The organism is Solibacillus sp. FSL R5-0691 (genome assembly GCF_037974225.1).
In the GTDB taxonomy this organism is placed as follows: domain Bacteria; phylum Bacillota; class Bacilli; order Bacillales_A; family Planococcaceae; genus Solibacillus.
In genome coordinates, this window is the sequence record NZ_CP150231.1 from 3422409 (window position 1) to 3440366 (window position 17958).

The window sequence follows — 17958 nt, forward strand, 5'->3', positions numbered from 1 at the left end:
GCAACTGTTTCTCCTAATTAAGAAGCAACTCGTTTCAACATATGGTTTGGATTGCATGAGAGATGTAGAATAAGACGCTCGTCTGGTTTCGCTTCACACAATCCATGGAAACAGTATCCTATAAGGAACCGCATCCTTATGTTAACACGATAGCCGGAATGTCTTGATGAGAGATTCATACCCGTTACACAGATGCTTCCACGAAACCCATTATACGTTACAAAGATGTCATCACACTAATTTAGTGCTCAACCTTTATAGTATATACCGGGCACAATATGCTTTTGCAACTCTCAAAAAATTATGTTTCGTTGTTGCCTCCGCATGACTACCGCGGAAGCTGTCTAGCGCCCGGACGGATATCAGCTGCGGCTGCCCTGCAATAGAGCATCAAGATCAGCAAATACTTTTGAAATTTCTTGCTGTCCATTAATATTTGTAAGTACTCCCTTTGCTTCGTAGAAATCAAGTAAAGGTTGTGCTTGGTTCATATTTACTTCCAGACGGTTTGTAACAGTTTCAGGATTATCATCTGCACGCGTGTATAACTCGCCGCCATCCTTATCACAAATGCCATCCACTTTTGGTGGGTTAAACACTAAATGATATGATGTACCACAAGTCTTACAAATACGACGACCACTTAAACGTGCGATTAACTCTTCTTTTTCAACTTGAACATTAATTGTATGCTCAACTGGGCGCCCTAATTCTTCAAGGATGCTATCTAAAGCTTCAGCTTGAGGAACCGTACGTGGGAATCCATCTAATAAGAAACCTTTTTCGCAGTCTGGTTGTGAAAGACGTTCACGAACAATACCAATCGTTACTTCATCGGGTACTAATGCACCTTGATCCATAAATGATTTGGCCTGTAAACCTAATTCTGTACCTTCTTTAATAGCGGCACGGAACATATCGCCTGTAGAAATATGAGGGATTGCGTACTTCTCAACAATTTTGTCAGCCTGAGTACCTTTACCGGCACCTGGAAGACCCATTAAAACGATATTCATACGTAATACTCCCCTTTATAGCATAAGCCGGTAAGGAAACGAGAATGTTTCCTAAACCTGCATTATTTCATAAAGCCTTTATAATGACGCTTCACTAATTGAGACTCTAACTGTTTCATTGTTTCAAGAGCAACACCGACTACGATAATCATACTTGTTCCCCCGATTTGAGCCGAAGCTGGCAGGTTCATGAAGTTAATGAATAAAATCGGCATTACAGAAATAACTACTAAGAATAAAGCTCCAACTAATGTCAAACGATAAAGAACTTTTGTTAAGTAAGCTTGAGTGTCATTACCTGGGCGGATACCCGGGATATAAGCACCTTGCTTTTTCAAGTTGTCTGCCACATTTTCCGGATTCACCTGAATGAATGCATAGAAGTATGTGAAGGCGATAATTAAAGCAACATAGATTAACATACCAACAGGTTTAGTATAGTCAAACGTGTTCGTAATAAACGCTGTTACATTATTATCTCCAAAGAAAGTTGCTAAAGTTTGAGGTGTAACAATAAACGCAACCGCAAAGATTACCGGAATAACCCCTGCAGCATTTACTTTTAACGGTAAATGCGTTTGCTGTGCACCAACTTTAGGTGAATTCCCAGCAACTCGTTTTGCATATTGAATTGGAATTTTACGCAACGCTTGTTGAATATAAATAACTCCAACGACAACAGCAAGCAGCACTAGAACTAATAGAACTAGAATGGCAATATTGATAAACAATTGATCGCCCGCTCCATCAATTTGTTGTGCATAGATTTGGTTTACTGCGTTAGGAATCGCAGCTACGATACCAGCGAAGATAATGATTGAAATACCATTACCAACACCATATGCAGTAACTTGTTCAGATAACCACAATAGGAAAGCTGTACCTGCAGTTAATACGATTGAAATCGTTAAGTATGATTGAATACTAGTATCCGTAATCAATGATCCGCCATAAAATTGGTTAAACCCAAAGCTCATTGCGAAAGATTGAATGAATGCTAATACAATCGTGAAGTAACGAGTGAATTGAGCCAACTTGCGTCGACCTACATCACCTTGTTTCGCCCATTCTGCAAACTTAGGAACAACATCCATTTGAAGTAACTGGACAATGATTGAGGCTGTGATGTACGGCATAATCCCCATCGCAAAGATCGAGAAGTTTGCCAATGCACCACCGCCAAACGTATTAAGGAAACCTACTAAGCTGAACTCATCAGTTGCCTTTAATACATCTGCGTTAACATTTGGTACCGGGATGAATGTCCCGATACGAAAAATGATTAACATTAAAAGTGTGAAGATGATTTTATTTCGTATATCTCGAACGCGCATAAAGTTAGAGATTGTCTGAAACATTAGATCACCTCAGTTGTTCCGCCAGCGTTCTCAATTGCTTCTTTTGCAGAAGCTGAGAATTTGTGAGCCTTAACATTAAGCTTAACGCTTAACGTTCCATGACCTAGAATTTTGATTCCAGCTTTTTCGTTGCTCACGATACCAGTTTCTAATAATAATGCAGGTGTTACTTCTGCACCATCTTCAAAACGGTTTAACGCGTCAAGGTTAACGATAGCGTATTCTTTACGGTTAATGTTCGTAAAGCCACGTTTAGGTAAACGACGGAAAAGTGGGTTTTGACCCCCCTCAAATCCTGGGCGAACGCCGCCGCCAGAACGAGCGTTTTGACCTTTATGACCTTTACCAGAAGTTTTACCGTTACCAGAACCGATACCACGACCAACGCGGTTACGTACTTTACGTGAACCTTCTGCTGGTTTTAACTCATGAAGTTTCATTTGGGTGGCACCTCCTTGTTCGTATAATTGAAATTAAATTTCTTTAACAGTAACTAAGTGAGCTACTTTTGTAATCATACCGCGGATTGCAGCGTTATCAGCTTGTTCCACAGTTTGGTTTACTTTACGTAATCCTAATGCCTCAACAACTTTACGTTGGTTAGGTTTAGTACCAATGACAGATTTATTAAGGGTAATTTGTAATTTAGCCATTATAATTCCCCCCCTTATCCTAATAACTCTTCCACTGATTTACCGCGTAGTTTTGCAACTTCTTCTACACGTTTTAATTCAGTTAAACCTGCTACAGTTGCACGCACCATGTTGATTGGTGTGTTTGAACCAAGAGATTTTGAAAGAATATCAGTAATACCAGCAAGTTCAAGTACAGCACGTACTGGACCACCAGCGATAACTCCTGTACCAGGAGCTGCAGGTTTGATTAAGATTGAACCTGCACCGAAGCGACCTTGCACTAAGTGTGGAGTAGTTCCACCCACGCGTGGTACTTCGATTAAGTTTTTCTTCGCGTCTTCAACAGCCTTACGGATTGCATCTGGAACCTCTTGGGCTTTACCAGTACCAAATCCTACATGACCATTTTTATCTCCTACTACTACTAGAGCAGAGAAGCGGAAGCGACGACCACCTTTAACAACTTTAGCAACACGGTTAATTGTAACTACGCGTTCTTCAAGTTCTAATTTGTTTGCGTCAATGCGACTCATGAAGTATGTCCCTCCTTCTTATTAAAATTCTAAGCCGTTTTCACGTGCAGCTTCAGCTAAAGCTTTTACACGTCCGTGATATAAGTAACCGCTACGGTCAAATACTACTGTAGTAATATTTTTTTCAGCAGCGCGTTTAGCGATTGTTTCACCGATTTTAGCAGCAGCTTCTACGTTTGAGCCCATACCTTCGAAAGCTTTTTCTTGAGTATTAGCAGAAACTAAAGTTACGCCAGCTACGTCATCGATTAGTTGTGCATAGATGTTCTTGTTAGAACGGAATACGTTTAAACGTGGACGTTGTGCAGTACCCGAAATTTTAGAACGAACACGCCCATGACGTTTTTTACGAACTTGATTTTTATCTTGTTTCGTAATCACAGTGGTCACTCCTTTCAAAATTTAATGCGGTTTTACGCCGCATTATTTACCTGTTTTACCTTCTTTACGGCGAACGAATTCACCTTCGTAACGGATCCCTTTACCTTTGTATGGCTCTGGTGGACGTACGTCACGGATGTTAGATGCTAATGCACCAACACGCTCTTTAGAAATACCTTTAACAACGATCTTAGTGTTCGAAGGAACTTCGACCTCTAAACCTTGCTCAGGTGTGAACTCAACTGGGTGAGAATAACCAACGTTTAGTACAAGCTTAGTACCTTGTAACTGTGCACGGTAACCTACACCAACAAGTTCTAGAGTACGAGTGAAACCTTCAGAAACACCAGTTACCATGTTAGCTAGTAACGCACGAGTTGTACCGTGGTTTGTACGGTGTTCTTTAGAATCAGAAGGACGAACAACAGAAAGTGTGTTGCCTTCTTGCTCGATTTTCATATCTTGGTTGAATTGACGAGTTAATTCGCCTTTAGGACCTTTAACAGTAACTAAGTTGCCAGCAGCGACTTCAATTGTTACGTTAGCAGGTACCTCGATAACTTTTTTACCTACGCGAGACATTTATATTGCACCTCCGTTCTTTTCTTACTAATTACCAAATGTATGCTAAGATCTCTCCGCCAACTTGTTTAGCGCGAGCTTCTTTGTCAGTTAATAAACCGTTTGAAGTAGATACTAAAGCGATACCAAGACCGTTTAATACTTTAGGTACTTCGTTTGTTTTAGCATATACACGTAAACCTGGTTTAGAAATACGTTTTAGACCAGTGATAACACGCTCGTTCTCTTTACCGTATTTTAAGAAAATACGGATGATACCTTGCTTGTTGTCTTCTACATATTCTACATCACGTACGAAACCTTCACGCTTTAAAATTTCAGCGATCTCTTTCTTTACGTTAGAAGCAGGAACCTCTAACTTCTCGTGACGAACCATGTTCGCATTACGAATGCGTGTAAGCATATCTGCAATCGGATCAGTCATTGTCATGAAAATTTACCTCCTTCCCAAATTAGGGGATTACCAGCTGGCTTTTTTAACGCCAGGAATTTGTCCCTTATATGCAAGTTCACGGAAACAAATACGGCAAAGTTTAAATTTGCGGTATACAGAGTGTGGACGGCCACAGCGTTCACAACGTGTATATTCTTGAACTTTAAATTTTTGCGTGCGTTGTTGTTTAGCGATCATTGATTTTTTTGCCACGTCTTCGCCCTCCTTATTTTATTACTTTTGGAACGGCATACCGAACTGTGTTAATAACTCGCGAGCTTCTTCGTCAGAATTCGCAGTAGTTACGATCACGATGTCCATACCGCGTACTTTTGAAACTTTATCGTAATCGATTTCTGGGAAAATTAGTTGCTCTTTAACACCTAATGTATAGTTACCGCGACCGTCGAATGCTTTTTTAGAAACACCACGGAAGTCACGTACACGTGGAAGTGCGATAGAGATTAATTTATCCAGGAATTCATACATACGCTCACCGCGTAGTGTAACTTTAGCACCGATCGCTTGACCTTCACGTAAACGGAAACCTGCGATAGATTTTTTCGCTTTAGTTACTACTGGTTTTTGACCAGTGATTGTTGTTAATTCTTCAACAGCTACATCAAGAGCTTTAGAGTTTTGAACAGCGTCACCAACACCCATGTTGATTACGATTTTCTCCACTTTAGGAACTTGCATTACTGATTTATATTCGAACTTGCTCATAAGAGCAGGTGAAACTTCGTTTAAATATTTTTCTTTTAGGCGGCTCATGTGTGTACCTCCCTTCTCAATTTACTTATTAGTCGATTACTACACCTGATTTTTTTGCAACACGAACTTTTTTGCCATCTTTGATCTCAATACCTACACGAGTCGGCTCGCCAGATTTAGGATCGATTAGCATTACGTTCGAAACGTGGATTGCAGCTTCTTGAGATACAATTCCACCCTGTGGGTTAAGCTGGTTAGGTTTAACGTGTTTCTTAACGATGTTTACACCTTCAACAAGAACTCGGTCTTGTTTAGGGAAAGCAGCTAAGATTACGCCTTCTTTACCTTTGTCTTTACCAGTAATTACTTTTACTTTGTCGCCCTTTTTAACATGCATTATGTGTCGCACCTCCTTGATTGGTACTGTCATGAAATTAAAGAACTTCTGGAGCTAAAGAAACGATTTTCATGAAGTTGCCATCACGTAACTCACGTGCAACTGGTCCGAAAATACGAGTTCCGCGTGGTGATTTATCATCTTTGATAATTACGCAAGCATTCTCATCAAACTTAATGTAAGTACCGTCTTTACGACGTGCACCTGATTTTGTGCGAACGATAACAGCCTTAACAACGTCACCTTTCTTGACAACGCCACCTGGTGTTGCTTTCTTAACCGTACAAACAACGATATCACCGATGTTTGCAGTTTTACGTCCAGAACCACCAAGTACTTTAATAGTTAAAACTTCACGTGCACCTGAGTTGTCAGCAACTTTCATACGACTTTCTTGTTGAATCACTTAGGTTACCTCCCTTCGGAAATATATTTTATTCCGAAATGTGTTATTAAATAATAACCGCTTTTTCTACAACTTCAACTAAACGGAAGCGTTTAGTAGCTGATAGCGGGCGAGTTTCCATGATACGTACGATATCACCGATATTCGCAGTGTTTTGCTCATCATGAGCTTTAAACTTTTTCGAGTATTTTACACGCTTGCCATAAAGCTTGTGCTTTTTGTGAGTTTCAACTAAAACAGTAATTGTCTTATCCATTTTGTCAGAAACAACACGGCCCGTGTAAACTTTGCGTTGGTTACGCTCAGTCATACTTAAAACCCTCCTTTATCAGTTATTTGCACTGATTTCTCTTTCACGAATCACAGTTTTCATACGTGCGATCGCTTTGCGAACTTCACGGATGCGAGCTGTGTTTTCTAATTGACCAGTCGCCAATTGGAAGCGAAGGTTGAAAAGCTCTTCTTTCAGTGATTTCACTTTTAATTCGATTTCGTTAGTGGCAAGGTCACGGATTTCATTAGCTTTCATTAGATTCACCACCAGTTTCTTGACGTTTTACGATCTTACATTTAACAGGAAGTTTGTGTGATGCTAAACGAAGTGCTTCACGTGCTACCTCTTCAGATACACCAGCAATTTCGAACATTACTTTTCCTGGTTTTACTACTGCTACCCAACCTTCAGGAGAACCTTTACCAGAACCCATTCGGACTTCTAGAGGCTTTTTCGTGTAAGGTTTATGTGGGAAGATTTTGATCCAAACTTTACCGCCACGTTTCATGTAACGAGTCATTGCGATACGAGCAGATTCGATTTGACGGTTTGTAATCCAAGATGCTGTTGTAGCTTGTAAGCCAAACTCACCGAAAGATACTTCTTTACCGCCTTTCGCTTCTCCACGCATGTTACCACGGTGTTCACGACGATATTTTACGCGTTTAGGTAATAACATATTATTTGCCTCCTTCCACAGAGTTCTTTTTAGTAGGAAGGACTTCACCACGGTAGATCCAAACTTTAACGCCTAGTTTACCGTAAGTAGTATCAGCTTCTGCATGTGCATAATCAATGTCAGCACGTAATGTATGAAGCGGAACAGTTCCTTCACTATAGTGTTCAGCACGCGCGATATCAGCGCCACCTAAACGACCAGATACTTGTGTTTTAATACCTTTTGCACCAGCGCGCATTGTGCGTTGGATTGATTGTTTTTGAGCACGACGGAATGATACGCGGTTCTCAAGTTGACGAGCGATGTTTTCAGCTACTAATTTAGCGTCAAGATCTGCACGTTTGATTTCAATAATGTTGATATGCACACGTTTACCAGTTACTTCAGTTAAGTGTTTACGTAAGTTTTCAACTTCCGTACCACCTTTACCGATAACCATACCTGGTTTCGCAGTGTGAATAGTGATGTTTACGCGATTTGCAGCGCGTTCGATTTCTACTTTAGATACAGATGCATCTTTAAGTTTAGATTCGATATATTTACGTACTTTGATGTCTTCGTGTAATAAGTTAGCGTAGTCTTTCTCAGCGAACCACTTTGACTCCCAGTCACGAATAACACCAACACGTAGTCCTATTGGATGTACTTTTTGACCCACGGATTAAACCTCCTTCTTCTCAGATACCACGATTGTAATGTGGCTTGTACGTTTGTTGATTGCCGACGCACGACCTTGTGCACGTGGACGGAAACGTTTTAATGTTGGACCTTCATCAACAAAGATTTCAGATACAACTAAGTTATTAACATCTAACTCATAGTTATGTTCAGCGTTAGCAACTGCAGATTTTAATACTTTCTCAACGACTGGAGACGCCGCTTTTGGAGTATGACGTAAAATTGCAACTGCTTCACCAATTTGCTTGCCTCGGATTAAGTCTACTACTAGACGTACTTTACGAGGAGCGATGCGAACTGTACGAGCGATAGCTTTAGCTTGTGTCATTAGGATTTACCTCCTCTCAAAATTAGCGTCTTGTTTTCTTGTCATCTGCACCGTGACCTTTATAAGTACGAGTTGGTGCGAACTCACCAAGTTTATGACCTACCATATCTTCAGTTACGTATACAGGAACGTGTTTACGTCCATCATATACAGCGATTGTTAAACCGATGAAGTTTGGGAAGATAGTAGAACGGCGAGACCAAGTTTTAATAACCTGTTTTTTCTCAGAAGCCTCTTGTGCTTCCACCTTTTTCATTAGGTGGTCATCAACAAAAGGTCCTTTCTTTAAGCTGCGACCCATTTAGGAACCTCCCTCCGTGATACGACCACGGCTCTCGAACTGAACCGTAGTTTTACCACATTATTTTTTACGTCCACGAATAATAAATTTAGATGATTTATTTTTCTTGCTACGAGTTTTGTAACCAAGAGCTGGTTTGCCCCATGGTGTCATTGGAGATTTACGTCCGATTGGAGAACGTCCTTCACCACCACCGTGTGGGTGATCGTTAGGGTTCATTACAGAACCACGTACTGTTGGGCGTTTACCTAACCAACGAGAACGACCTGCTTTACCGATGTTGATAAGTTCGTGTTGTTCGTTACCAACTTGACCGATTGTTGCACGGCAAGTAGCAAGGATTAAACGTACTTCACCAGATTGTAAACGAACGATTACGTACTTGCCTTCACGACCTAATACTTGCGCAGAAGTACCAGCTGAACGTACTAATTGTCCACCTTTACCAGGTTTCATTTCGATGTTATGGATTGTTGTACCCATTGGAATGTTTGCTAGTGGTAATGCGTTACCTACTTTGATATCCGCTTCTGGACCTGAATAAATAGTTTGACCTACTTCAAGACCTTTCGGAGCTAAGATGTAACGTTTTTCACCGTCAGCATAGTTAATTAAAGCGATGTTCGCAGAACGGTTTGGATCGTACTCGATTGTAGCAACGCGTCCTGGAATGCCGTCTTTAAGACGTTTAAAATCGATAACACGGTATTGTTTCTTGTGACCGCCACCGTGATGACGAACAGTAATTTTACCCTGGTTGTTACGACCAGCTTTGCGTTTAGTCGGTTCTAATAAAGACTTTTCAGGTTTATTAGTAGTGATTTCAGCAAAGTCAGATGACGTCATGTTACGACGACCATTTGAGGTTGGCTTATACTTTTTAATCGCCATTTGTATTCCCTCCTTCTTAAAGGTTACTTATATAAATTTAGAATTAGATTTCGAATAACTCGATTTCTTTTGAATCAGCAGTTAATTTAACAATCGCTTTACGACGTTTGTTAGTGTATCCACCGAATTTACCAACGCGTTTGAACTTACCTTTGTAGTTCATTACGTTTACTTTCTCAACTTTAACACCGAAGATTTCTTCAACAGCGTCTTTAACTTGAGTTTTGTTAGCGCGAGTGTCTACTTCGAAAGTATACTTTTTCTCTGCCATAATTTCTGAAGAACGCTCAGTAATGACCGGACGTTTTAAGATATCACGTGCTTCCATTATCCAAGCACCTCCTCAACTTTTTTTACAGCATCTTGAGTGAATACAACTTTATCGTGACCTAATAAGTCTAATACGTTGATTCCTTCAGCTGTTAACACTGTAACACCAGGGATGTTACGAGCAGATAAAATAGCGTTTTCGTTAACTTCAGCAGTTACGAATAATGCTTTTTTGTTGATTTCTAAAGCAGCTAATACTGATTTGAAATCTTTAGTTTTTGGTGCATCAAATGATAATGCATCAAGTACTACTACGTTTTGTTCTAATACTTTCGCAGATAAAGCAGATTTAATTGCTAAACGGCGAACTTTCTTAGGTAGTTTGTAAGAGTAGCTACGTGGAGTAGGACCGAATACAACACCACCACCACGCCATTGTGGAGAGCGGATCGAACCTTGACGAGCACGACCAGTTCCTTTTTGACGCCATGGTTTACGACCACCACCAGCAACTGCAGAACGGTTTTTAACTTTGTGATTACCTTGACGTAAAGAAGCACGTTGTGCAACTACAGCGTCGAATAATACAGCTTCGTTTGGCTCGATTCCGAAAATCGCATCGTTTAATTCGATTTCACCAACTGAAGCACCTGTTTGACTAAGTACTGAAACCTTTGTCATTCCTGTTTCCTCCTTTCTTTAAGAGAATTATTTTGATTTAATAGCAGTTTTAACTGTTACTAATGCTTTTTTAGAACCAGGAACATTACCTTTAACAAGTAGTAAGTTGCGCTCTACGTCAACCTTAACGATTTCAAGGTTTTGAATAGTAACAACTGTGCCACCCATTTGACCAGGTAATTTCTTTTGTTTGAATACGCGGTTCGGGGCAACTGGACCCATTGAACCAGGACGACGGTGGTAACGAGAACCGTGAGACATAGGGCCGCGAGATTGTCCGTGACGTTTAATAACACCTTGGAAACCTTTACCTTTTGTTACACCTGTTACATCGATTACATCGCCTTCAGCGAAAATTTCAACCTTGACTTCTTGACCAACTTCGTAAGTCGCAGCTTCTAAGTTGCGGAACTCACGGATGAAGCGCTTAGGAGCAGTATTTGCTTTTGCTACGTGACCTTGTTCAGGTTTGTTTGAAAGCTTAACGCGCTTGTCTTCAAAACCTAATTGGATCGCTTCGTAGCCATCAGTTTCAACAGATTTCTTTTGTAAAACTACGTTTGGAGTAGCTTCGATTACTGTTACTGGGATAAGATCTCCGTTTTCAGCGAAAACTTGAGTCATACCAATTTTTCTACCTAAGATTCCTTTAGTCATTTGTCACACCTCCTGTAAATTTTAGAAAAAGTTTTATATTTGTTTTTACCATTAAAGTTTGATTTCGATATCAACGCCAGATGGTAAATCAAGCTTCATTAACGCATCAACAGTTTGTGGTGTCGGGTTAACGATGTCGATAAGACGTTTATGTGTGCGCATTTCAAATTGCTCACGAGAATCTTTGTACTTATGAACCGCACGTAAGATCGTGTATACAGATCTTTCAGTTGGTAGTGGGATCGGACCCGATACTCCAGCACCTGAACGTTTCGCAGTTTCAACGATTTTCTCAGCAGATTGATCAAGGATACGGTGATCATATGCTTTTAAACGAATACGAATTTTTTGTTTTGCCATTACTTTCCCTCCTTCTCGCCTATTTTCTAGACATTCTCCACGAAAATTTCTCCTACACACCGCCATGGCAAAGCGGCCGGGTGTGTCGGCAACCTCTCGCTTCATCGCAGTCAAAGACCAACATTCAACATTATATACAATAAAAAAGAAGTTCGCAAGTCTTTTAGCAAAATTCTTTTCATAATGTTTTATTCTTTATAAATAGGTTCGCTCTTTTTGAGCCGTTTATTAGTATATAAGTTTCTGACGATGAAAGCAACTGAAAAGGGAGTAATATGTTTTAAATATATTATTCTGAAAACTAACGGTCTAGAAAACGAAAAAAACGCCGCTTTCTATTTGCTGAAAGCGACGACTATTACTATAGGAAGAAAACGACTGCAATCCAGCCGAAAATGATCTGCGGAATATTATAGAAGATAAATGTCGGTACACATGTGTCCCAAATATGATTATGTTGTCCATCGACATTTAGCCCTGCTGTCGGACCTAATGTTGAATCGGATGCCGGGGAACCAGCATCACCTAGAACACCCGCTGTTCCGATTAAACAAATGATAGCTAATTCACTTAGTCCCAGTTCCATTGCAATTGGAACAAAGATAGCTGCAATGATTGGAATCGTTGCAAATGAAGAACCGATACCTATTGTTACAATTAAACCTACAACTAACATAATTAAAACTGCTATACTTACATTCCCGTCGAAGATGTCCATTGCACCGGATACTAGTGTTTCAACATCCCCTGTAGCATTGATAACAGCGGAAAATCCATTCGCTGATATCATAACGAACCCGACAAACGCCATCATACGCATTCCATCTGATAGAACCTGATCGGCTTCTTTTACTTTTAGTGCACCAGTAATATATAAAATGAGAATACCGGCAATCGATCCGACAATCATTGAATCTGTCATTACTTGTACTACTATAGAAGTAATTAACGCTACTGCCGCAAAAATAATGTGTAATGTATTTACTTCTTTATTTAAATCATTCGTTGTTTCAAGTTCGATGTTTTCATATTGTCTCGGTTTACGGTAGGCAATAAAGGCACCTGCAAGCCCTACAGCCATCCCTAACGCTACAATGACCATTGCCTTAGGAACATCGCTCAAAGTAACGTCAAGCCCTGCTATAGCCATCTGATCGACAATAATACCCTGATAAATTAAACCGAACCCTGCTGGTATGAACATATACGGCATAACTAAACCGAACGTTAAAATACATGCGATTAAACGGCGGTCAATTTGCAGCATGTTCATAATTTTGATTATCGGCGGTACGATCAATGGAATAAATGCGATATGCACCGGAATCAGGTTTTGCGACATGATTGCCATTGCCAATAGTACTAAGAAGATTAATGCTTTGGCAGCACCTTTCTTTTGGGAATCGCCTTCACGCTGTACAATTTTTAAAATCGCTTTTACTAATACTTCCGGTATACCAGTGCGAGATATTGCAAGTGCAAATCCACCAAGCAGTGCATAGCTTAGCGCGATTGTTGCTCCCCCGCCAAGACCGTCTACAAAGGCCTTGATTGTCTCTGTTATATCTAATCCGCCGACAAGGCCGCCAATAATCGCCCCAATCGTCAAGGATAAAACTACATTTATACGCAGCAGGCTTAAAATAAGCATTACTCCTACCGCTATTAAAACAGCATTCATGTTGTACACTTCACTTTCGTCTGCTAAATTACTAATGTGTTAAAGTTACAAGAAAATTGCATAGGAGTCAACGGATAGATAGAAAATAAAACCGTCAAATAAGAGAAAATTGACGGTTTGAAGTATTATAAAGCCTGTTTTATTATTTTTCTGTAATAATTGATTGTTAATGCAGCAAATACGATATACATGAATATATATAATCCCATTGTAACAAGTAGAGGCGTTGTCAGTTCTGTACCGAAAAAGAACCAGCCTGATTTCACTGCAAAGTAACTGTGCAACAGTCCGATCAGTAGAGGAACACCAAAGTTAAATAACTGTTTCATCATTATACCGCGCGTTAACTCCTCTTGTGTAAAACCGATTTTACGAAGAATCTTATAGGATTCCATCTCTTCATCCGCTTCAGACATTTGCTTAAAGTATAAAATGCTGCCCGTTGCCAGTAAAAAGGCTAAACCTAAAAACGCCGTTGTGAAGATTGTCGTTCCGTAAAGGTTTAAATTGTATTCAACTGTAGCTTTTTGAGAACTGATTTTATTCAATTCACCGCCATCTTCACTTTCAGTAAATATATTCGCACCAGTTTGTTTATAAAGCTTTTCCGTGACCTTGTATGTTTCATCATCCGCATCAACCAGGTTAATCGATGTCTGCTCTTGTGTTGTGTAGCCGATTGCATGTTCCTCGTTTAGCTGTTGTAACTGCTCAAACACATGGTCTTCAACGATAACAACAAAACCACCTGCCGTAATACGCCACGCCACAATCGTTGTCTCGTTTACTTCCTTAACTTTTAAAGGAAATTGTTGTTCTTGATGCAAAATTGTTAAATCTAAAGGTGCTTCCAGCGGCATTATATTTGCCTGAAAGCCGTTATACCCGGCAATAATTGCTTCGTTCTCAGAAAGCTGGGCATTAGGATCAATCTGCTGGTAGTCTGAAATCGGAATCATTAGCACATCTGCCATTGTATTGCCTTGAAGCATCTCGACCGTTTCACCAGAGAAAATTTTCGACATATCAAATTGTGCGCTTGTTAGTCTAAATGTCTTTTCCTCAAATGCAATTTCATTCTGCTCCAGTGCTTCAAAGAATGCATCTCCACGCCCATCTACTATTATATAATCTGCTGGTACTGAATTTTCAGCCGTACTATTTGCCGAATAATAGCTAATGTAGGAAAGAGTCGTAATGGCAAGAGACACTGCCGTAATAACAGTAATGAGTGTCAGGGATTTAGCGTTACCCTTCATACGATGCATAATTGGTGTAAGCGCCAGAACATCGGTTAAATTCAAATGTCCTTTCTTTCTTAGACGGAACAAATTTAATATGAATGCAACCGAATAGCGGAAGACAAAGTAAGTTCCGCCGATTGTCGTCGCTAATATAATGACCATGCTTAAAAATAAGTTTGTTGTATGTCCTGTAAATAATAACGTACTCTCATAGTAGCCATAAATAATCAATGCTAATCCAATAGCACCCATTACCATAGGGAATACGCTAAAGCGTTTGACACGCTCGTCTGCCTGCTTGGATGCGTTAAATAGCGAAAGCAAACTTGTTCTGTACACCATAAATGCCATTTGCATTAAAATAATTACTAACAGAATGCCAAAAACGAATAACGTATTCACAACTGCGACTTTATTGATACTCAAAGTGACAACCGCTTCAAAATTTAATAGCTTCAGTAAGATCATCGCAAATAAACGTGAACTTAAAAAGCCTAATAAAATTCCGACGCTTACTGCTCCGGCAAATAATAGAATGTTTTCGAAGGCGATCAGTCGTGTCACAAGCCCTTTTGTCATACCGACCAATTGATACAATCCAATTTCCTTGCTGCGTCGCTTAATAAATAAGTGATTGGCATACAGTACGAAGAATAGAACGATAAAATACAGCATATAAGATGCTGCTTCAAATCCTGAAGCTGCCGTTCCGCTAGCTTTTGTCGCTTCCATGACCGACTCATTATACTGCAGTGTTACAAATGAGAAAAACAGCGTCACACTGAAAATGAGTGCGAAAAAGTATAAATAATAGTGACGCATATTCTTTATCATGCTTTTAAAAACAAGCTGATTAAGCTTCACTCTGCTCACCGCCTAAAACACTTTGCGTATTCAAAATTTGCTGGAAAAATTCATTGCGTGATTTATCCCCTTTATACAATTCCGTATAAATTTGTCCGTCTTTTAAAAACAGTACACGCGAACAGAAGCTTGCTGCAATGGCATCATGTGTTACCATCATGATCGTTGCGTTTTTTGCTTTATTGATTTTCTCTAAATTATCGAGCAGTGCTGTAGCGGCTTTTGAATCAAGTGCCCCTGTTGGCTCATCTGCAAATACAAGTGATGGATTAGTTACTAGGGCTCTTGCTGCCGATGTTCGCTGCTTTTGGCCACCGGATATCTCATTCGGGTATTTCGTTAAAATATCACCAATCCCTAAAATTGTTACGAGCTCCTGTAAACGTTGCTCCGCCGCCGCTTTTGGAATAGAGCTGAGCGATAACGGCAACAGTATATTTTCCTTTACCGTCAATGTGTCCAGTAAATTATAATCCTGGAAGATGAAACCGAGTTCATCGCGTCTAAACTTCGCCAATGTACGCTCCTTCATTCCTTGGAGCTTTTGTCCATTGATTTCAACAAATCCGTCTGTCACCTGGTCTATGGAGCACAGTACATTTAATAATGTTGTTTTGCCCGAGCCTGAAGCACCCATAATACCGACAAATTCACCTTTTTCCACTTCCAAATCTATGCCCTTTAAAACTTCCTGTGCAAGAGCGCGCTTGCCATATGTTTTTCGAATTTTACGTGCGATTAAAATGCTCATCGTTTCCACCCTTTCTTGTTACTTTCATTCTACATGTTCCGTTACCGGGAATCGTTTGATTTACATGACAAAAACGCGTGGTAAGTGACAAGTTCGTCACATTCCAAGCGTTTTTTGATAGTCATTCATAATAGGGAAAGTAACCTTAACAGTGGTACCTGCCCCTTCTGTTGATTCGATTGCCAGAACAATATGCAGTGATTGTGCTGCCTGTTTAGCAAGGTACAGCCCCATTCCTGTTGCAGCACTCGTTTCACGACCAATTGTTCCCGTATAGGATTTCCGGAATACTCGCGGCAAATCTTCACGCTTTATACCGATTCCGTCATCTTGAACGATAAGAACTGCCTGCTCCTTAACGATTTGAGACGATATTCTAATTTCTCCCCCGATATGGCTATACTTAACCGCATTCGATAAAATTTGCCTTACGATAAAACCTAGCCACTTTGCATCTGATTGTACAGTTAGATTATCCACTTCCAGATCAATGGCGAGCTGCTTTTCAAAACACCAGCTGCGCAATGCTTTAATTTCCTGAATCAGTACATCCTTCACCTTTACTTTTTCAATACGGTTATCTAGCTCGATAGTCATTAGACGTGTTGCATGAAGCTGCTGATCTAATAATAAATAAAGGCGCAGCCATTCATTTTCGATGCGCTCCTTCACTTCACCATTCTCGACTTTTTCCATCAATAGCTGCATTGCTGTTAATGGGGACTTCATTTCATGTACCCATGCTAAAAGCTCGTCCTGTCTTTCTAATACGATCTGCTTTTGTTCTTGTATTTTTATATTCTTATCAGCGAGCTGTTCTTTATAATCTTCATGAATAACATCATAGTAAGTTCCACTAAACTTCGAATAGGGCTTCATTAACTTCCTGTCTTTCACATAGCGTAAACTGAAATAACCTGCTACAAGTGTAAACCAGATAATGTTTAAATAAAGTAAAGAAACCCCATGGAATCCAGTGTCGAGGAATAATATCAGATTCATAAGCAGCTGAAGCAGGATAACAAAGAAGATGGCGGATAAATATTGTCTTATAAACAAACGGATCATTCATTCACCGCCATGTAGCCAAGACCTTTTTTCGTCACTATGACATTGAAAAGACCAATATCCTCTAAACGTTGGCGTAAACGGTTTACGTTGACCGTTAATGTATTATCATTTACGAAGCGTTCATCATCCCATAATTTACGCATAAGTTCATCACGGGAGACGATTTGTCCTTTTGCCTTGACCAGCACCTTTAATATAAACAGCTCGTTTTTCGTTAACTCGATCTGTTGCTCTTTATAATGAACAGTCGCGCGGTCATAATGAATCTCGGCACCATTCCATCTTTCAAAATCACTTTGCTGTGTTTCCTGATAATTATAAGCACGACGCAACAACGCTTGTACTTTTGCGACTAATACTTCAGTATGGAAAGGTTTTTGCACAAAGTCATCCGCTCCCATTTGCATCGCCATAATCATATCCATTGGATGATCACGTGAGGAAAGAAATAAAATAGGGATGTTTGATACTGCCCTTATTTCACGACACCAATGGAAACCGTCAAATGCTGGCAATTGAATATCAATAATAACAAGCTGAGGCTCTTCTTCATTAAAAGTTACCATTATATGTTGAAAATCTTTCGGTCCAATTACTTGTATATTCCACTGTGCTAATCGTTCGCCTATCAATTCAAATATGGAGACATCATCTTCTATTAATAGTACCTTCAAAGAACATCACTCCTTCTATATACTCCCATTATACAAAAACAAGCAATCCAACCGTTACAAACTTTGCTATAATCAATTCAATTAAAGGAATTACAGGTG

Annotated in this window: 28 protein-coding genes; all 28 read right to left on the reverse strand. The window is 39.9% G+C overall.

Annotated features, from left to right (window positions below; translation table 11 throughout):
* Positions 1-362 precede the first annotated feature (362 nt).
* Positions 363-1016 (reverse strand): adenylate kinase, encoded by a 654-nt coding sequence (locus MKY51_RS17255; protein WP_079523477.1) that lies wholly within the window; start codon positions 1014-1016, stop codon positions 363-365.
* A gap of 62 nt (positions 1017-1078) precedes the next feature.
* Positions 1079-2374 (reverse strand): preprotein translocase subunit SecY, encoded by a 1296-nt coding sequence (gene secY / locus MKY51_RS17260; RefSeq protein WP_339174370.1) that lies wholly within the window; start codon positions 2372-2374, stop codon positions 1079-1081.
* The gene (gene rplO / locus MKY51_RS17265; RefSeq protein ID WP_008406935.1) at positions 2374-2814 is read right to left on the reverse strand and encodes a 50S ribosomal protein L15; all 441 of its coding nucleotides are present in this window, start codon (positions 2812-2814) and stop codon (positions 2374-2376) included. The genes secY and rplO overlap by 1 nt, the downstream gene beginning before the upstream one ends.
* A gap of 33 nt (positions 2815-2847) precedes the next feature.
* The gene (gene rpmD / locus MKY51_RS17270; RefSeq protein ID WP_339176669.1) at positions 2848-3030 is read right to left on the reverse strand and encodes a 50S ribosomal protein L30; all 183 of its coding nucleotides are present in this window, start codon (positions 3028-3030) and stop codon (positions 2848-2850) included.
* 11 nt (positions 3031-3041) lie between these two features.
* Positions 3042-3542, reverse strand: coding sequence for a 30S ribosomal protein S5 (gene rpsE, locus MKY51_RS17275; RefSeq protein WP_008406937.1), 501 nt, complete (start codon positions 3540-3542; stop codon positions 3042-3044).
* Positions 3543-3563: 21 nt separating this feature from the next.
* A complete protein-coding gene (rplR, locus tag MKY51_RS17280) occupies positions 3564-3923 on the reverse strand; it encodes a 50S ribosomal protein L18 (protein WP_339174375.1) in 360 nt (119 codons plus the stop codon).
* Positions 3924-3965: 42 nt separating this feature from the next.
* The gene (rplF, locus tag MKY51_RS17285; protein WP_339174377.1) at positions 3966-4505 is read right to left on the reverse strand and encodes a 50S ribosomal protein L6; all 540 of its coding nucleotides are present in this window, start codon (positions 4503-4505) and stop codon (positions 3966-3968) included.
* 31 nt (positions 4506-4536) lie between these two features.
* Entirely contained in the window at positions 4537-4935 is a 399-nt protein-coding gene (gene rpsH / locus MKY51_RS17290; protein ID WP_008406947.1) for a 30S ribosomal protein S8, read from the reverse strand.
* A 30-nt stretch (positions 4936-4965) separates the two neighbouring features.
* A complete protein-coding gene (rpsN, locus tag MKY51_RS17295; protein ID WP_076496371.1) occupies positions 4966-5151 on the reverse strand; it encodes a 30S ribosomal protein S14 in 186 nt (61 codons plus the stop codon).
* A 21-nt stretch (positions 5152-5172) separates the two neighbouring features.
* Complete coding sequence (rplE, locus tag MKY51_RS17300) at positions 5173-5712, reverse strand: 50S ribosomal protein L5 (RefSeq protein WP_079523482.1); 540 nt, start codon at positions 5710-5712, stop codon at positions 5173-5175.
* Between the two features lie 28 nt (positions 5713-5740).
* The gene (gene rplX / locus MKY51_RS17305) at positions 5741-6049 is read right to left on the reverse strand and encodes a 50S ribosomal protein L24 (protein WP_191701161.1); all 309 of its coding nucleotides are present in this window, start codon (positions 6047-6049) and stop codon (positions 5741-5743) included.
* A gap of 37 nt (positions 6050-6086) precedes the next feature.
* Positions 6087-6455, reverse strand: coding sequence for a 50S ribosomal protein L14 (gene rplN, locus MKY51_RS17310; RefSeq protein WP_008406955.1), 369 nt, complete (start codon positions 6453-6455; stop codon positions 6087-6089).
* Between the two features lie 46 nt (positions 6456-6501).
* Positions 6502-6765 (reverse strand): 30S ribosomal protein S17, encoded by a 264-nt coding sequence (gene rpsQ, locus MKY51_RS17315; RefSeq protein WP_079523483.1) that lies wholly within the window; start codon positions 6763-6765, stop codon positions 6502-6504.
* An 18-nt stretch (positions 6766-6783) separates the two neighbouring features.
* Positions 6784-6984 (reverse strand): 50S ribosomal protein L29, encoded by a 201-nt coding sequence (gene rpmC, locus MKY51_RS17320; protein WP_008406958.1) that lies wholly within the window; start codon positions 6982-6984, stop codon positions 6784-6786.
* Positions 6974-7408: a 50S ribosomal protein L16 gene (gene rplP / locus MKY51_RS17325; RefSeq protein WP_008406960.1), complete on the reverse strand. Its 435-nt coding sequence runs from the start codon at positions 7406-7408 to the stop codon at positions 6974-6976. Before rplP ends, rpmC begins: the two co-directional genes overlap by 11 nt.
* Before the next feature lies 1 nt (position 7409).
* Positions 7410-8066, reverse strand: a complete 657-nt coding sequence (rpsC, locus tag MKY51_RS17330; RefSeq protein ID WP_339174384.1) for a 30S ribosomal protein S3 — start codon at positions 8064-8066, stop codon at positions 7410-7412.
* Between the two features lie 3 nt (positions 8067-8069).
* On the reverse strand, positions 8070-8414 hold the full coding sequence (gene rplV / locus MKY51_RS17335) for a 50S ribosomal protein L22 (protein ID WP_008406963.1): 345 nt from the start codon (positions 8412-8414) through the stop codon (positions 8070-8072).
* A 22-nt stretch (positions 8415-8436) separates the two neighbouring features.
* The gene (gene rpsS, locus MKY51_RS17340) at positions 8437-8715 is read right to left on the reverse strand and encodes a 30S ribosomal protein S19 (protein WP_004233637.1); all 279 of its coding nucleotides are present in this window, start codon (positions 8713-8715) and stop codon (positions 8437-8439) included.
* Positions 8716-8775: 60 nt separating this feature from the next.
* A complete protein-coding gene (gene rplB / locus MKY51_RS17345; protein ID WP_008406964.1) occupies positions 8776-9606 on the reverse strand; it encodes a 50S ribosomal protein L2 in 831 nt (276 codons plus the stop codon).
* 43 nt (positions 9607-9649) lie between these two features.
* Complete coding sequence (rplW, locus tag MKY51_RS17350; RefSeq protein ID WP_008406966.1) at positions 9650-9934, reverse strand: 50S ribosomal protein L23; 285 nt, start codon at positions 9932-9934, stop codon at positions 9650-9652.
* Positions 9934-10557: a 50S ribosomal protein L4 gene (gene rplD / locus MKY51_RS17355; RefSeq protein ID WP_339174388.1), complete on the reverse strand. Its 624-nt coding sequence runs from the start codon at positions 10555-10557 to the stop codon at positions 9934-9936. The genes rplW and rplD overlap by 1 nt, the downstream gene beginning before the upstream one ends.
* Before the next feature lie 27 nt (positions 10558-10584).
* Positions 10585-11214, reverse strand: a complete 630-nt coding sequence (rplC, locus tag MKY51_RS17360) for a 50S ribosomal protein L3 (RefSeq protein ID WP_008406969.1) — start codon at positions 11212-11214, stop codon at positions 10585-10587.
* Between the two features lie 51 nt (positions 11215-11265).
* Complete coding sequence (gene rpsJ, locus MKY51_RS17365; RefSeq protein WP_008406970.1) at positions 11266-11574, reverse strand: 30S ribosomal protein S10; 309 nt, start codon at positions 11572-11574, stop codon at positions 11266-11268.
* 361 nt (positions 11575-11935) lie between these two features.
* On the reverse strand, positions 11936-13255 hold the full coding sequence (locus MKY51_RS17370; RefSeq protein ID WP_339174391.1) for a Na+/H+ antiporter NhaC family protein: 1320 nt from the start codon (positions 13253-13255) through the stop codon (positions 11936-11938).
* Positions 13256-13380: 125 nt separating this feature from the next.
* On the reverse strand, positions 13381-15363 hold the full coding sequence (locus tag MKY51_RS17375; protein WP_339174394.1) for an FtsX-like permease family protein: 1983 nt from the start codon (positions 15361-15363) through the stop codon (positions 13381-13383).
* Complete coding sequence (locus MKY51_RS17380; protein ID WP_339174396.1) at positions 15353-16114, reverse strand: ABC transporter ATP-binding protein; 762 nt, start codon at positions 16112-16114, stop codon at positions 15353-15355. The genes MKY51_RS17375 and MKY51_RS17380 overlap by 11 nt, the downstream gene beginning before the upstream one ends.
* Before the next feature lie 96 nt (positions 16115-16210).
* Entirely contained in the window at positions 16211-17182 is a 972-nt protein-coding gene (locus tag MKY51_RS17385; protein WP_339174397.1) for a sensor histidine kinase, read from the reverse strand.
* Positions 17179-17859, reverse strand: coding sequence for a response regulator transcription factor (locus tag MKY51_RS17390; protein WP_339174399.1), 681 nt, complete (start codon positions 17857-17859; stop codon positions 17179-17181). The genes MKY51_RS17385 and MKY51_RS17390 overlap by 4 nt, the downstream gene beginning before the upstream one ends.
* Positions 17860-17958 lie beyond the last annotated feature (99 nt).

Bases quoted from the DNA above. Each gene is read 5' to 3' on its own strand.
- MKY51_RS17255 (WP_079523477.1), bottom strand. From the start codon at position 1,016: ATGAATATCGTTTTAATGGGTCTTCCAGGTGCCGGTAAAGGTACTCAG.
- secY (WP_339174370.1), bottom strand. From the start codon at position 2,374: ATGTTTCAGACAATCTCTAACTTTATGCGCGTTCGAGATATACGAAAT.
- rplO (WP_008406935.1), bottom strand. From the start codon at position 2,814: ATGAAACTTCATGAGTTAAAACCAGCAGAAGGTTCACGTAAAGTACGT.
- rpsE (WP_008406937.1), bottom strand. From the start codon at position 3,542: ATGAGTCGCATTGACGCAAACAAATTAGAACTTGAAGAACGCGTAGTT.
- rplF (WP_339174377.1), bottom strand. From the start codon at position 4,505: ATGTCTCGCGTAGGTAAAAAAGTTATCGAGGTACCTGCTAACGTAACA.
- rpsH (WP_008406947.1), bottom strand. From the start codon at position 4,935: ATGACAATGACTGATCCGATTGCAGATATGCTTACACGCATTCGTAAT.
- rplE (WP_079523482.1), bottom strand. From the start codon at position 5,712: ATGAGCCGCCTAAAAGAAAAATATTTAAACGAAGTTTCACCTGCTCTT.
- rplX (WP_191701161.1), bottom strand. From the start codon at position 6,049: ATGCATGTTAAAAAGGGCGACAAAGTAAAAGTAATTACTGGTAAAGAC.
- rpsQ (WP_079523483.1), bottom strand. From the start codon at position 6,765: ATGACTGAGCGTAACCAACGCAAAGTTTACACGGGCCGTGTTGTTTCT.
- rpmC (WP_008406958.1), bottom strand. From the start codon at position 6,984: ATGAAAGCTAATGAAATCCGTGACCTTGCCACTAACGAAATCGAATTA.
- rplP (WP_008406960.1), bottom strand. From the start codon at position 7,408: ATGTTATTACCTAAACGCGTAAAATATCGTCGTGAACACCGTGGTAAC.
- rplV (WP_008406963.1), bottom strand. From the start codon at position 8,414: ATGACACAAGCTAAAGCTATCGCTCGTACAGTTCGCATCGCTCCTCGT.
- rpsS (WP_004233637.1), bottom strand. From the start codon at position 8,715: ATGGGTCGCAGCTTAAAGAAAGGACCTTTTGTTGATGACCACCTAATG.
- rplB (WP_008406964.1), bottom strand. From the start codon at position 9,606: ATGGCGATTAAAAAGTATAAGCCAACCTCAAATGGTCGTCGTAACATG.
- rplW (WP_008406966.1), bottom strand. From the start codon at position 9,934: ATGGAAGCACGTGATATCTTAAAACGTCCGGTCATTACTGAGCGTTCT.
- rplD (WP_339174388.1), bottom strand. From the start codon at position 10,557: ATGACAAAGGTTTCAGTACTTAGTCAAACAGGTGCTTCAGTTGGTGAA.
- rplC (WP_008406969.1), bottom strand. From the start codon at position 11,214: ATGACTAAAGGAATCTTAGGTAGAAAAATTGGTATGACTCAAGTTTTC.
- rpsJ (WP_008406970.1), bottom strand. From the start codon at position 11,574: ATGGCAAAACAAAAAATTCGTATTCGTTTAAAAGCATATGATCACCGT.
- MKY51_RS17370 (WP_339174391.1), bottom strand. From the start codon at position 13,255: ATGAATGCTGTTTTAATAGCGGTAGGAGTAATGCTTATTTTAAGCCTG.
- MKY51_RS17380 (WP_339174396.1), bottom strand. From the start codon at position 16,114: ATGAGCATTTTAATCGCACGTAAAATTCGAAAAACATATGGCAAGCGC.
- MKY51_RS17385 (WP_339174397.1), bottom strand. From the start codon at position 17,182: ATGATCCGTTTGTTTATAAGACAATATTTATCCGCCATCTTCTTTGTT.